Origin of the sequence: Bradyrhizobium vignae (assembly GCF_900324035.1) — a bacterium.
Taxonomy (GTDB): Bacteria; Pseudomonadota; Alphaproteobacteria; order Rhizobiales; family Xanthobacteraceae; genus Bradyrhizobium; species Bradyrhizobium vignae.
In genome coordinates, this window is record NZ_LS398110.1 from 3,996,552 (window position 1) to 4,010,188 (window position 13,637).

The window sequence follows — 13,637 nt, forward strand, 5'->3', positions numbered from 1 at the left end:
GAAAGTCATTCTTGCAGATTCCGGCAATGTCGCTGGTTCTGGCCCAAGAACAAGAGAAGGAAAGTAACATCATGAAGAAGTTACTCGGGGTTATCGCAATTGCTGCCGCCGCATTCGCGGTCGCGCCGTCCCACGCCGCCAAGCACGCCATGGGCGGTTGCAGCGGGGCCAATCTGGAGAAGACGGAGACTGCGATCGAGAACATGGCCGACGGCGACAGCAAGTTCGTCGCCCAGAAGGAAATCGCGGCGGCGCAGGACGCGCTGCTCAACGGCAAAATGGCCGCATGCGGCGCGCATCTGAACAAGGCGATGCAGGCGACCACGGGCAAATAGGGACGTCCGGAAGCCAAGGCACCGAGAGAAGGCCGGTCGCCGTGCGATCGGCCTTACTCATCTTGTCCGAGGCATCAGGGGGCGTGAGCGAGCTGGGTTGCGAAATAGGCGACGGTCTTGGAATAGACCTCGCTCTTGTTCCACTGCTGTAGCACCGCAAAATTCGGACTGCCTGGCTGCCAATCCTTGCCTCGCTGCCAGCCATAGCTTGCGAGATAATTGGCGGTGGAGGCGAGCACGTCAGGCGCGTTATGCAGGAGATCACGCTTGCCATTGCCGTCGAAATCGACGGCGTATTTCATCCAGGACGACGGCATGAACTGGGTTTGACCGAGCTCGCCGGCCCAGGCGCCTTTCATGTCGGCAGGTGCAAGATCGCCGCGCTGGATGATGCGCAGCGCATCCATCAGCTCGGCGCGAAACTGCTCCGAGCGACGGCAGTCATAGGCAAGCGTTGCCAGCGAGCGGATCGTTGCGAACTTGCCGGTGTTGACGCCGAAATCGGTCTCCAGACCCCAGATCGCAACCAAGACCTCGCCGGGCACGCCGTAGGCCTGCTCGATGCGCGACAGCACGGATCCGTATTGCTTCATCATGTTGGAGCCGCGCTGCACGCGTGGCGGCACCATGCGGCCGGAAAACTCCTCGAAGGTCTGGCTGAAGACCTTTTGCGAGCGGTCGCGGTTGAGCACGCTCTGATCGAGCGTCACGCCGGCAAGCCCGCTAGCGATGGCCTGCTGCGAGATGCCTTTTGCCGCAGCGTCGGTTTTGAAATCCGCAAGCCAGGCGTCGAAATTGCCCGAGCCGCAGGCAACCGCGGCGAGCGCTGGCTGGGCGGACAGGATTGAAACGGAGAGGGCGAAGGCTGCGAGAGCGAGACGAGAAATCGTCGGGGGCATTCGGGTAAATGAATTCCGTGGAGCGATCTGACCGGCGGGGCGCAATCTCGGCCGGAACCGCGGCCAAAGCAAGGCGCGCGACAGGGCGCGATCCTGCCCGAGCCGAGGCAGGATCGCATGTCACGATGTCGTCAGGCGTCGGTCCGGTTTCGCCAAGGGAAGAGGTTGGCCGGGAAGTCGGCGGCCGGCTTGCGCGGACGATGCGGCGGGGGCGGCACCGGACGTGCCCCAGGCTCCGACACGATCACCTTGCGGTAGAGGTGCCACGTGGCGTGCCCGAGCAGGGGGATCACCACGGCGAGGCCGAGGAAGGCCGGTATCGTGCCGAGCGCGAGCAGCACCGCCACGACCAGGCCCCAGGCCGCCATCGGTACCGGGTTTCTTCCGACAACGCGCAGCGAAGTCACCATCGACTCGAACGCGCCGGCATGACGGTCGAGCATCAAGGGAAACGACACCACGCTGATGCAAAGCGCGGCGAGCGCGAACAGGAAGCCGGTGCCGCAGCCGACCACGATCAGCCACCAGCCTTGCTGCGTCGTCAGCACGCGCGTCGCGAAATCCGAGAAACCGGTGACGCCCTCGTACCCGAACGCCGCGACATAGATCGCCTGCGCGGTCGCAACCCAAGTGACAAACAGGGCGAGCAGCACCGTACCGAGGCCGAGCATCGCACCGAACGAGGGCGAACGCGGTACCTCCATGGCATCCCAGGCGCTGGCCGGTTCATAGCGCTCGCGCCGGCTTGAGAGCTCGTAGAGTCCGAGCGCCGCGAAGGGCCCGATCAGCGCGAAGCCGGCAGCCAGCGGAAACAACAGCGGCAGCACCGAATAGCCCATCACCACGCGGGCGAGCACGAGGCCAAGCACCGGGTAGATCACGCAGAGGATAATGGCGTGGCTCGGAACGGCCTTGAAGTCTTCCCAACCGCGCCTGAGCGCGTCGTGCAGATCGGACAATTTGATGGTTCGGATCACTGGCCCAGCCGCATCCGAGCGCTGGGCCATCGTGGGGACATTGCCTTGGTAGAGTGTGGCCATGGTCGCTAGCTCCCTTGCCAGGCAGCCGAGCCCGGCGCCAGCAAACGGCGCAAGCGGCCGCCATTCTCTGAAATCTCGCAATCCCGACCAGATGCGAACTCCGGATGACATCGCGAGCTGAACGACAACCATACTCCCAAGTCCGAGTCCTGTCCCTCGCGCTCGGGTGAAATTCAATGCCGCGGCGCAACCACGACGATGTCATTCTGTCGTCATTTCGCCGCAGATAAGCTGATGCTGCTGGTCGTTCGCGGAGCTTCGCGGGCGCGACGCAGTAACTTCGTCTATAAGTGCCACTCAAGGCCCTTCCAACGGATTCCTTTTCGGGGAGCAGACATGAGCATTTTCGGGAAAATCATGAGCGCGATCTTCGGCAGCCAGCCGGTCTCCGCCGCCCCCGCCGGTGGCGCGGCTTCGCCCAGCGCGCCCGCAGGGACGCCGGGCGCTTCGGCGCCGGCCACAGCGCCCATGGCCGCGGTCGACGTGGCGGCGATCGTCGACAAGGCAGCGGCCGCGCATAAGGGCGAGAAGCTGGAATGGCGTACCTCGATCGTCGACCTCATGAAGGCGCTCGACATCGATTCCAGCCTCGCTGCGCGCAAGGATCTCGCCAAGGAGCTGGGCTACAGCGGCGATATGAACGACTCGGCCAGCATGAACGTCTGGCTGCACAAGCAGGTAATGTCCAAGCTCGCCGCCAATGGCGGCAAGCTGCCGCCGGAGATCAAGCACTGATCCGCCTGGGTCGCGAAAAAGGGGCTGCCATCTCGCGGACCCCCTTCGCTTTCAGGCGATCAGATCCGCATCCTCCGGATGCCTGTCGAGATAGTCGACGACGAAGCCGCAGCCGGCGATCACCTTCCTGCCGTCGCGCCGGATCAGGTCCAGCGCGCCCCTGACCAGCTCGGAGCCGATGCCGCGGCCGCGCAGCGCGCGCGGCGTCTCGGTGTGGGTAATGATCACGGCCGACGGCGTCAGCCGGTAGTTGGCGAAGGCGATGTCGCTGCCGACATCGAGCTCGAAGCGGCTCCTGTCCTTGTTGTCGCGTACCGAAGCCGCCATGCGGGATCCTCCGAAATGCCGATTGTCTCCTGATCTAGGAGGCCGACGCCATCCTTGCCAAGTGAGATCAAGGGAGATTGGCGCAGAGGAGGTATATGCAAACGCGCACTGCCGCGACCGCAGTGCAGTATGGATATCGCGCTTTGCGAGCATGGTGCGGCGAGCGCAAATAATCCTCGGTACCGCTCTTGCAAGCCGGACCTCGGTTCCCACGTCCTGCGGAGGACATACGCCCGAATGCGGCCGGCAGGGTCGCTAGACATTCGGAGTGTCATGATCGCCAGCCGCAGACGTATGCCTCTTGTGTAGGAGGGTACGATGTCGGACTCTGGTTTCTTTGATACTCATCGAACATGGGAAGACTGGTGCGGGATGCTGCTTGGGGCGGTCATCGTGGCTTCGCCATGGTTTCCCATCCAGGATCAACCGATGACCGGACATGAGATGGTCATCCTGAACGCGGTCGCGGTCGGTCTGGTCGTGTTTGGCCTCAGCCAGCTCGAATATGTCGCGTTGCAGCGCTGGCAAGAGGTGACGACGATCCTGGTCGGACTTTGGCTCATCGCCTCGCCTTATGCGCTCGGCTATTCCGGTGAGGGCTTTCTCCGCATCTATCACACGAGCCTCGGTGCGGTGGTGGTGCTGCTCGGCATACTCCAGCTGTGGCAGGACTGGGATCTGACCGACCAGGATATGCTCAAGCATGGACAATAGGCCGTAGATATCGGCAGGCCCGCCGGCTACTGACGGCGGGCCTGTGCATTCATCGCGTCACGAGATCCGCATAGTCCGGGTGCTTGTCGATCCACGCCTTCACGAACGGGCATTGTGGGATCAGCTTCAATCCGTCGGCGCGGACCTGATCGAGTGCGCCTTGCACCAGCTTCGAACCGACACCTTTGCCTCCGAGCTCCTTCGGCACGTCGGTATGTTCGAATGTGATGACATTGCCGTTGAGCTTGTAGTGCTCGGTCGCAAGATGACCGTCCACCTCGAGCTCATAACGGTGATGGGCTTTGTTGTTGATGACGTCGCTCATATCGTCGCCCCTGCATAGCTGCCAGCCTCGCGCACGAAGTCGTAACGCACGGTCCGGTCGGTGGTTTCCGATCTGAAGCCGTTCGGTTCAATCGGTCGCTCTGGCCAGCCTGGAATCTTCGGCCTGAGGCTGCGGGCGGAGGCAGCCCTGGCAGATGACCAGGGAGCGGTTGACCCTGGCGTCCTGTTCGGCCTCTGTGGCGTCCTGCGCCTGCCACCACTCCTTGGAAGAGGACTGAAGCCCGACTTGCGATCTGCTGCGCTCCGAACGGGCAGCGGCCCGCGTTGGCTGCGAGGCAGCGTGCGGCCGATTGGGATCCTCACCGGCGCCATCCCAGGCATAGCGCGCAGGCTTGAAGGCAGGATCGGAAGCCAGATGAGTCTGTGGCGCCATAGCACACCCGGCGAGCGCCAGCGACAACAGGAGGAGGGCGGGCGCTTTGACCATGATGCGGCACTCTGTACGCGGAGACGGACGAAGGTTGCGCCGATCATGTTTAAAATTCCCTGAACGGTTGCGATTGCGGCTGCGAACCTTCGCGCGAAACACCGTGCGCAAGATCGATCTGACCGGCGATGGACGCGAGGACTACATCGTGGATTTCCAGGACACCAAATGCGGCGATCGCCAACCGACCTTTTGCGGAACCGGCGGCTGCGTCATGAAGATCCTGGTGATGCTGCCGGATGGCAGCGTGCGCGAGGTGTTTGACGGCTATGTCCGCGGCTACAAGATCATGGTCCCGCCTGTGAAGCGCGGCGCGGCGCGCACCGTCCGCTTCGATCTGCATGGCAGCTTCTGCGGCGGATTTGGTCCGCAAGCCTGCTGGAAGACGAAGGCCATCACGGCGACGTCCTTTGCGTTCGAGCAGCCATAGGGCTGGTCCGCGGCAGCTGGCCTTGCAGGGGCGCTGGCGTTGGCGATAAATGGGCTGCAATGAACGGGCGGCTCGCGTGCCGCCAGTCGAAGAGGAAGCCCGATGCAGCCCCTGCGCATGTCCCGCCGCGTCATGAATCTCGCCTATATGCTGACCCAGAATGCGCGGCGGCATGGAGCGCGCCCCGGCTTCGTCTGGGGCGACAGGTCCTGGACCTGGCGCCAGATCGATGCGCAGGTCTCGGCGCTGGCCGCGGCGCTCGCCGCGCGCGGCATTGCGAAGGGCGACCGTATCCTCGTCCATTCCAAGAATGGCGAGGAGATGTTCGTTTCCATGTTCGCCGCGTTCCGGCTCGGTGCGGTCTGGGTCCCCACCAATTTCCGTCTGATGCCGGATGAGGTCAGCTATCTCGCGCAGGCCTCCGGCGCCAAGGCGTTCCTGTGCCATGTCGATTTCCCCGAGCACGCTGCGGCGGTGAAGGACGGCGCGCTGGAATTCACCTGGAGCATCGACGGCAAGGCCGCGTTCGGCGAGCGCTCGGTGGCTGACGCCATCGCCTCGCATACCGGAGCGACCGTGGAGAATGTCGCCGTCGAGCACGACGATCCCTGCTGGTTCTTCTTCACCTCCGGCACCACCGGCCGCTCCAAGGCGGCGGTGCTGACCCACGGCCAGATGGGTTTCGTCGTCACCAATCATCTCGCCGATCTGACGCCCGGTACGACCGAGCAGGATGCCTCGCTGGTGGTGGCGCCCTTGTCGCATGGTGCCGGCGTGCATCAGCTGATGCAGACCGCACGGGGCGCGCGCACCGTGCTGCTGCCGACCGAGAAATTCGACATCAACGAGGCGTTCCGCCTGATCGAGGCGCATCGCGTCAGCAATCTCTTCACGGTGCCGACCATCCTGAAGATGATGGTCGAGCATCCCGCCGCCGACAAATACGATCACTCCTCGCTGCGCCATGTCATCTATGCCGGCGCGCCGATGTATCGGGAGGATCAGAAGGCGGCGCTGAAGAAGCTGGGCAAGGTGATCGTGCAGTATTTCGGCCTTGGCGAGGTCACCGGCAACATCACCGTGCTGCCGGCCGCGCTGCATGATCTCGAGGATGGCCCGCATACGAAGATCGGCACCTGCGGTTTCGAGCGCACCGGTATGCAGGTCTCGATCCAGGACGACGAGGGCCGCGAGCTCAAAGCCAATCAGAGCGGCGAGATCTGCGTGATCGGGCCGGCCGTGTTCGCCGGCTATTACGACAATCCGGAAGCCAATGCGAAGGCGTTCCGCAACGGCTGGTTCCGTACCGGCGATCTCGGCCACATGGATGAGGAGGGCTTCGTCTACATCACCGGGCGCGCCTCCGACATGTATATCTCCGGCGGCTCCAACATCTATCCGCGCGAGATCGAGGAGAAGATATTGACGCACCCCGCGATCGGCGAGGTTGCGGTGCTCGGCGTGCCGGACGCGACCTGGGGCGAGGTCGGCGTTGCCGTTTGCGTGGCGCGCGAAGGCGCAAAGCCGGTGAGCGAGGCGGAGATGGCGGCGTTCCTGTCGCCGAAGGTGCCGCGCTACAAGATGCCGAAGCGCTTCTTCTTCTGGGAGGCCTTGCCGAAATCCGGCTACGGCAAGGTGCCGAAGCGGATGGTGCGCGATGAGCTCGAGGCGCGCGGGTTGCTCGATCTGGATAAGAAGCAGGCGGGCTGAGCAGACGAGATGCGAAGGATCAAGCAGCCTGGAGCGCCGCCTCCCGAACGTATTCAGTGGGTGGAGACGAGGGGGCGCGCCTTTTCCTTCACGCTTCAGGCGGGTCTGCCGCTGCTGGAAGCCGCGCGGCGCGGCTTTGCCGAGGAGGGTTTTGCCGGCGGCGTGCTGAATTTTCGCCGCGGCGCACTCGGACCGTTCGCCTATGTCATGCCGGCACTGTCGAAGACCGGCGAGAACGCGGCGTTCTACAGCGACACCTACCGGCCCAACGGCGTGACGCGCTTGAGGCTCGGCAGCATGACGCTCGGCACGCGCGACGGCGCGCCGTTCTTTCATTGCCATGGACTGTGGACCGAGGCGGACGGCAGGACCAGCGGCGGCCACATGATGCCGGATGAGACTGTCGTCGCCGAGCCGTTCGAGGTCGAGGCTTTCGGCATCGATGGTGCGATGTTTATCGCCGAGCCGGATCCGGAGACCAACTTCAAGCTGTTCGGGCCGGTTGCGGCTGCAAGCACCGGCGCGCGAACGACGAGCCGCGCCTTTGCGCTGCGGCTCCGTCCGAACCAGGATCTTGCCGGCTGTCTCGAAGCGTTCTGTCACGCGCACGGCATTGCCCGCGCAAAGATCCACGGTGGCGTCGGCTCGACCATCGGCGCGCGGTTTACCCACGGTGGCGTGACAGAGCCATTCGCCACGGAGCTGGCAATAACGTGTGGCGCGATCGAGTCCGGTCCGTCTCACACGGTCGAAGCGGCAGTCGATGTTGCCCTGATCGACTACACCGGCGGTATCGCGGAGGGCCGTCTCGTCCGGGGCGACAATCCCGTGCTGATGACGATGGAGCTTGTGCTGGAGGCCTTGGGTTAAGGTTCGACCGGAGCTTGCTGTCTTCCGCAGATGCCGCTTCCGTGCGATTGATGTTCCTGTTATGTTCCATTAAGGTTTTGAGTAGAGAGGGGGCAGGAGCATGAGCCGGACACGACGCCGTCAGACCACGTTGCGTGCGCCTTATCTCAGGCGCGTCTGGCTCGATCGCTCGCGCGTCGAGGACTGGGAGGCTTATCCGTTCTGTCTTCCTGTGTTCAGGGATGAGTTCGACCAGAGCTTCGACGCCGCGGTCACGATCATCGTCGGCGAGAACGGGAGCGGCAAATCGACCATTCTCGAGGGCATCGCGGGACTGGCCGGCTTTGCCAGCACCGGCGGCCGCAAGGGTTTTCAGGAAGTCGACGGCGGCGGCATCGAGATCAGCGGCGATGAACTGTCCTCTGCGTTGCGGGCTGCCTGGGTGCCAAAGGTGACCGACGGCTGGTTCTTTCGTGCCGAGACGTTCTTCTCCATCGCGCGCTATCTGGACCGCTCGGCGGTGGATGCTGCGCACGCCATGGAAGGCGTGTTTGGTGCGAGCGTTCAGGAAGCGCCCGACTATCTCTCCTTTTCCCACGGCGAAGGTTTTCTGGTGTTCTTCGAGGAGCGCTGCCAGAAGCAGGGCATTTACATCTTCGACGAGCCGGAATCCGCGCTGTCGCCGGCACGGCAGATGGACTTCCTCAAGCTGCTGCATCGCATGGATCTCTCCGGCAATTGCCAGGTGATCATGGCGACCCACGCTCCGCTGCTGATGGCCTATCCCAACGCGCAACTGTTGCGGCTCGGGAAATACGGCCTTGAGCCGGTTACTTTGGAGCAGACGGATCATTACCGGGTGATGCGGGAGTTCTGCGATGATCCGCGCGGGTTCGTGGAGGCGACGCTGGGAGAGTAGGCAAGGGCACTTCCTGGTCATTGCGAGCAAAGCGAAGCAATCCAGAATCTTTTCCACGGCGGCAGTCTGGATCGCTTCGCTACGCTCGCAATGGCGGAGTGGAGGGCCACACCGCGCTCACCTGTCGTGTCCCGGACAAGCCGCAACGCGCAAGCGTTGTGGCGCAGAGCCAGGACTCAAATGGCGACACGGTACGACGCAGAAGAGATGGGTCCCGGCTCTGCAGCGCATCGCCGCGGATGCGCTGCGTCCGGCCACGAGAGTGCAATTCATCTTCATACTCGAATCTAAATCGCACACGCGGTCCCCCGTTCTCGCGGCACATCGTGCCCGAGCTTTGCTTCAGCTGCCGCCCTCGAAAGTGCCGAGGGCGCAGGGAAGGCCGCATAGGCGTTAAGTTTGTTCTTGAGTGTTGGAATCACACGTGATTCCAAGGCGGGATGGCAGACGAATCGCTTCTGAACGAGGACTGGACGAGAGTGGTTACGCAGCTCGGCGGGGCTGCGCAGCTTGAAATAAGTGCGCGCCAGACGAAGGCTTTCGTGCGGCGGCGCCAAATTCCAGATGCGGTGTCGTTACTTCGGCTGATGCTGGCCTATTGTCTGGGTGAAAGAGGGTTGAGATCGACAGCCGCGTGGGCCGCTTCTGTTGGCCTTGCCGACCTCAGCAGCGTGGCGTTGTTCTATCGCCTGCGTCAATGTGGCGATTGGTTTGCAGTGCTGGTGGAGGGCTTGCTCGCTGCGGCAGCCCCGAAAGCGAGCCGAGGCCGCCTGATCCGCATTATCGATGCGACGACAGTGCCTCAGGCAGGACCGGCTGCGCGCAGGAACAGTGAGCTTTGGCGCGTTCATAGTGCATTCGATCTGCCATATGAGCGCTTTGGTCACTTCGAGCTGACAGATCAGCAAGAAGGCGAAACGTTTGACCGGATACCGGTGGTCAAGAACGAGATCCGCATTGCTGACCGCGCTTATCTACAACCTGACCGCATCGCCGCTGTGCGCGACGCCGGGGCAGACGTTTTGATCCGAGCGGGCTGGAAGAACGCACGTTGGCTTGATGCCAAAGGCCTTCCGTTCGATCTGATGGCCCAATTGCGTGCGGCGAAGGCGCACGGACTGATCGATCGGAGGATTTGGATCAAACGCAAGGACGGTGCGCCTCTGGCTATGCGTCTGGTCGCAGTCAAGAAGCCCGCCGGTGCAGTCGCGGCTTCGCGCCGTAAAGCCCGGCGCGACGCACAAGACGAAAACCGCGTCATCTCCAAAGAAACTCTGGAAGCCGCGGATTGGGTCATTCTGGTCACGTCGCTCGCGCGGGACGAGTTCTCCACCAAGGATGTACTCGCGCTCTATCGACTGCGATGGCGCATCGAACTTGGCTTCAAGCGACTGAAGAGTCTGATTGGTCTCAAGACGCCACCTGGAACCGATCCGCGCTCCGCCAAGCCCTACTTGCTGGCACACCTCTTGATCATCCTGCTGCTCGAGCCGCTTGCCCGCGACTTCGAGGACTCTCCCCGCTGAACGCAGGCCGCCTGACGGCACCTGGCGCTTGGCGTGTTTTGCAACAACTCGTTGCATCCTTGCTACAAGCGATCATTCCACAACCAACCATCCGTTGCTTTCGCCGCAGAAAGCGAGCGCTTGGGCGGCACCTGCGCGAGCCTCCTCGAAAACGTCCGTATCAATCGATGCTCGCGCTACCTTAACGCCTATGGGGAAGGCCGGGTGCCGGCCGGGCACCCACGGTCCACTGTGCGAAAACTGCGCTACGAGAAGCTGCACAGCGGCATACAGGTGAAGCCAAACATCGGGCCTTCCCTGCGCAGTGGTTTTACGGCTTTGGCGTGTTTTGCCCGTCGGGCACCGCAACCGATGGTGTGAACGGAGAAGCCCTGCCACAGCCGCACCACGAACTGGTCTCCCCACGGTCCAAAAATGCGCTACGATGATCTCAGCGCGCGTTCCAAGTCGCGCAGGATCAGGAGTGAGGAAACGGTATGAGGATGAGAAGCGGAACGGCGCTCGCCGGGGTGGCGGCGCTGGCGGTGGCGGGGATGGCTCTGACGGCAGCTTTTGAGCCGGTCTGGGCCCATGGGCCGACGCGGCAGAAGGTGCGCGAATCCATCGAGATCAACGCGCCGCAGGACAAGGTCTGGGCCGCAATCCGCAACTTCCAGGACATGAGCTGGCTACCGCCTGTGACCAAGACCACGGGCGAGAGGGGCAACGAGATCGGCGCAACGCGCCAGCTGACGCTGACCGGCGGGGCAACCGTCGATGAGGAGCTCTACAAGTACGAGCCCGACATGATGAGTTATTCGTACCGGATCACCAAAGTCGACGTGAAGGTGCTGCCGGTGACCAATTATTCTTCGACTCTCAGCGTGTCGCCCGCTCCCGATGGCAAGTCCAAGCTGGAATGGGCTGGCGCATTCTATCGCGGCTATCCCAACAACGATCCGCCACCGGAGCTGAGCGACGAAGCCGCCAAAACTGCGGTGAGCGGGCTCTACAAGACCGGCCTCGAAGCGCTGAAGAAAAAGATCGAGAGCGGCAGCTGATCGTGCGCATCCCGGTCCTGGCGGCGCTCGCCAGCCTCTGGCTTGCCGCTTCCCGCGGCGCGGTCGCCGAGGAGGCGTTCGTCACCAACCAGCTCAGCGACGATCTGATGGTCGTGGACCTCGCGACCGCGCGCAGCGTTGCGACCATCCCGATCGGCGGCAAGCCGGCCGGCATCGCCGTCAGCGTGGACGGACGCTTTGCCTATGTGACGAGCCCCGATGCCAAGGCCGTGACGGTGGTGGACGCCGCCGCGCGCCAGGTCGCTGGCCGCGTCGAGGTCGGCGGCGGGCCGCTCGGCATTGCCGTGGCGCCCGACGGCAAGACCGTCTATGTCGCGGACTGGTATGCCGCCGCGGTTCGGCTGATCGATACGGCCTCGCGCAGCGTCACCGCCAGCATCGCGGTCGGCGCCTCGCCATCGGGCCTCGCCGTCACGCCGGACGGCAAGCTGCTGCTCTCGGCGGACCGCGACGACGACAGCGTCTCGATCGTGGACACCGCGACGCGCCAGCGCAAGGCGACCATCAAGGTCGGCACCCGTCCGTTCGGCGTCACCATCGACGCCGATGGCAGGCGCGCCTACACCGCCAATGTCGGCTCCGATAATGTCTCGGTGATCGACATCGCCGAAGGCAAAGAGATCGGCCGCGTGCCGGTCGGCATGCGCCCCTATGCGGTGGCGCTGGCGCAGGGCCGCGGCTTCGTCACCGACCAATATGGCGGAACCGTCAGCGTGTTCGACCTTGCGACGCTGAAGCCGATCAAGCGCATCAATGTCGGCGACTATCCCGAAGGCATCAACGCGACCGCCGACGGCAAGCGCGTCATCGTCGCCTGCTGGGAGAGCAACGTGCTGGACATCATCGATGCGGTCGAGCTGAAGGTGATCGGCGAGATCAAGACCGGCGACGGCCCGCGCGCGTTCGGGGCGTTTTTGCGGAGGACGGAGTAGGGGGTGGAGGCGGATTCGCTGAAGCTCAGGCGATGCCGGCAGCTCTTTCATGATGGGCCAGGGGCGCCAGCTGGAGCATTGCCTCGTAGATCGCCGGACCGGAAGATACGTCGTGCATCAGGTCAGCCCAATCGTCGCGACTGAACGCAGCGACCTCGACCTTAAGCTCCGCCAGCCATTGCGCTCGCAATTGTCGATACAGACTGAGCAGAATCCGCATGCTGATGAATGCGCAAAACGTCGCGGGGACAACGCAAAGGCCGGCGAAAACCAATGCTTGGACGCCGACAGCCAACATCATCGGCAACGGATCGGTCGCTTCAGGCTGAAGCGACGCGGCCTTACTGTACACCAGGAATGCTGACAGGAGCCACAACGCCATGGTGACGAGAAGAAACGTCATTGCGATTGCCCACGATATCGCCTTTCCCTGTCGAAGCGATCGCTTGCAGATTTCCAGCATGGACTGCAAGTCACCGCCGATGAAGCTGAGAAATATCTCGAGGGGATGGAAACCGTTGTCGGCGAGAGCCTCGATCTGAAAGACCGGGTAGCGCTTGTCTGCCGTGTTCGGGATCGTGCCGTCGTCCCCTGATATCAGGAGGACGACCGGGTGACCGATCGTCGTCGCGGCCAGGATTTCGTGTTCCACGAATGAATCTGATGGACCGGGAATGCAAACCACGAGCTCGGTTTTCTTCAGCAGCTCGACAATCTTCCGTAGAAGAGCTTGATGCTCCGCCTTGTCGTCAAACGGGAGCCGGGATACCGCAAACCCTTTTCTCTCAAGAAAGACGTGCAACTGTTCTGCGGCATCGCCGCGAACACGGTTGAACGAGACGAAAATGCGTAGGCGACGTCGCGAAGCGAACCGATACAGCAAGGGGGCGACGAGACACACGATTGTCATCAGGAGGCAGAGCAGGCCGCTCAGAAAAATCGCGCCTCGATCGATAGCGATCTCCCTGCCTATCTGGTCGACCAGCTTCTGCGTAGCTTCGATCTGTTGGGGTTTCGTCGCTAACCTCTCGGCAAGCCGCGTAGCAAGGAGTAGGGCCACGCGATCAAAGATGTCGGTGTAGATGGACTCGGCGACGAGGGTCGCGATGAATACGATCTTTGCAGATAGCGCCTTTAGCGGCTCGGCTTTCACGAGCGCGTCGATCAGCGCTGATATCTCTTTGGCGAAGATTTCGGCAAACCGGCCCAACATTCAGCTTCTCCGGGCTTTTGTCGGGATACCACCGTGCACAATAGTCGCTGAAGAAACTTGGGAGTGAATACGATACCACAGATTTTTCTACTTGTGGTTTGCTACCCGAAAAAAGTCGACAGCAGCATCTGGACCAGCGACAAACTGATTGTCGATCTCGTTGTAGATATCGGTA

The 13,637-nt window shown here is 62.8% G+C and carries 16 protein-coding genes; 10 read left to right on the forward strand and 6 right to left on the reverse strand.

Annotation, left to right across the window (positions count from 1 at the left end):
• The first annotated feature begins 71 nt into the window (after positions 1-71).
• Complete coding sequence (locus BRAD3257_RS19450; RefSeq protein WP_244608021.1) at positions 72-335, forward strand: hypothetical protein; 264 nt, start codon at positions 72-74, stop codon at positions 333-335.
• Between the two features lie 74 nt (positions 336-409).
• Here BRAD3257_RS19450 and BRAD3257_RS19455 read toward each other — a convergent pair whose 3' ends face one another.
• Positions 410-1,234 (reverse strand): lytic murein transglycosylase, encoded by an 825-nt coding sequence (locus BRAD3257_RS19455; protein WP_122403141.1) that lies wholly within the window; start codon positions 1,232-1,234, stop codon positions 410-412.
• 131 nt (positions 1,235-1,365) lie between these two features.
• Positions 1,366-2,274, reverse strand: a complete 909-nt coding sequence (locus BRAD3257_RS19460; protein WP_162500268.1) for a DUF2189 domain-containing protein — start codon at positions 2,272-2,274, stop codon at positions 1,366-1,368.
• Positions 2,275-2,610: 336 nt separating this feature from the next.
• On the opposite strand from BRAD3257_RS19460, the gene BRAD3257_RS19465 reads away from it, so the two are divergent.
• On the forward strand, positions 2,611-3,009 hold the full coding sequence (locus tag BRAD3257_RS19465) for a DUF3597 domain-containing protein (RefSeq protein ID WP_122403142.1): 399 nt from the start codon (positions 2,611-2,613) through the stop codon (positions 3,007-3,009).
• Positions 3,010-3,060: 51 nt separating this feature from the next.
• Here BRAD3257_RS19465 and BRAD3257_RS19470 read toward each other — a convergent pair whose 3' ends face one another.
• Positions 3,061-3,336, reverse strand: a complete 276-nt coding sequence (locus BRAD3257_RS19470) for a GNAT family N-acetyltransferase (protein WP_122403143.1) — start codon at positions 3,334-3,336, stop codon at positions 3,061-3,063.
• Positions 3,337-3,654: 318 nt separating this feature from the next.
• Here BRAD3257_RS19470 and BRAD3257_RS19475 point away from each other — a divergent pair, with 318 nt between their 5' ends.
• Complete coding sequence (locus BRAD3257_RS19475; protein ID WP_122403144.1) at positions 3,655-4,050, forward strand: SPW repeat protein; 396 nt, start codon at positions 3,655-3,657, stop codon at positions 4,048-4,050.
• A 49-nt stretch (positions 4,051-4,099) separates the two neighbouring features.
• Here the strand turns inward: BRAD3257_RS19475 and BRAD3257_RS19480 are convergent, their stop codons facing one another.
• Together BRAD3257_RS19480 and BRAD3257_RS19485 are read right to left on the reverse strand one after the other, a co-directional pair.
• Positions 4,100-4,375, reverse strand: a complete 276-nt coding sequence (locus BRAD3257_RS19480) for a GNAT family N-acetyltransferase (protein WP_122403145.1) — start codon at positions 4,373-4,375, stop codon at positions 4,100-4,102.
• Positions 4,376-4,462: 87 nt separating this feature from the next.
• Positions 4,463-4,822, reverse strand: a complete 360-nt coding sequence (locus BRAD3257_RS19485; RefSeq protein ID WP_122403146.1) for a hypothetical protein — start codon at positions 4,820-4,822, stop codon at positions 4,463-4,465.
• Between the two features lie 103 nt (positions 4,823-4,925).
• On the opposite strand from BRAD3257_RS19485, the gene BRAD3257_RS19490 reads away from it, so the two are divergent.
• From BRAD3257_RS19490 to BRAD3257_RS19520, 7 genes are all read left to right on the forward strand, one after another.
• Positions 4,926-5,252: a hypothetical protein gene (locus tag BRAD3257_RS19490; RefSeq protein WP_244607993.1), complete on the forward strand. Its 327-nt coding sequence runs from the start codon at positions 4,926-4,928 to the stop codon at positions 5,250-5,252.
• Between the two features lie 102 nt (positions 5,253-5,354).
• Positions 5,355-6,962 carry an acyl-CoA synthetase gene (locus tag BRAD3257_RS19495; protein WP_122403148.1) on the forward strand — a complete coding sequence of 536 codons (1,608 nt, stop codon included), beginning with the start codon at positions 5,355-5,357 and terminating at the stop codon, positions 6,960-6,962.
• Between the two features lie 9 nt (positions 6,963-6,971).
• Positions 6,972-7,832: a PCC domain-containing protein gene (locus tag BRAD3257_RS19500; RefSeq protein WP_122403149.1), complete on the forward strand. Its 861-nt coding sequence runs from the start codon at positions 6,972-6,974 to the stop codon at positions 7,830-7,832.
• Positions 7,833-7,932: 100 nt separating this feature from the next.
• On the forward strand, positions 7,933-8,730 hold the full coding sequence (locus BRAD3257_RS19505; protein WP_122403150.1) for an AAA family ATPase: 798 nt from the start codon (positions 7,933-7,935) through the stop codon (positions 8,728-8,730).
• A gap of 440 nt (positions 8,731-9,170) precedes the next feature.
• Positions 9,171-10,256, forward strand: a complete 1,086-nt coding sequence (locus BRAD3257_RS19510) for an IS4 family transposase (RefSeq protein WP_122403119.1) — start codon at positions 9,171-9,173, stop codon at positions 10,254-10,256.
• 476 nt (positions 10,257-10,732) lie between these two features.
• Positions 10,733-11,296, forward strand: a complete 564-nt coding sequence (locus BRAD3257_RS19515) for an SRPBCC family protein (RefSeq protein ID WP_122403151.1) — start codon at positions 10,733-10,735, stop codon at positions 11,294-11,296.
• 2 nt (positions 11,297-11,298) lie between these two features.
• A complete protein-coding gene (locus BRAD3257_RS19520; RefSeq protein ID WP_122403152.1) occupies positions 11,299-12,249 on the forward strand; it encodes a YVTN family beta-propeller repeat protein in 951 nt (316 codons plus the stop codon).
• Positions 12,250-12,274: 25 nt separating this feature from the next.
• Here BRAD3257_RS19520 and BRAD3257_RS19525 read toward each other — a convergent pair whose 3' ends face one another.
• Complete coding sequence (locus BRAD3257_RS19525) at positions 12,275-13,462, reverse strand: hypothetical protein (RefSeq protein ID WP_122403153.1); 1,188 nt, start codon at positions 13,460-13,462, stop codon at positions 12,275-12,277.
• Positions 13,463-13,637: the final 175 nt, after the last annotated feature.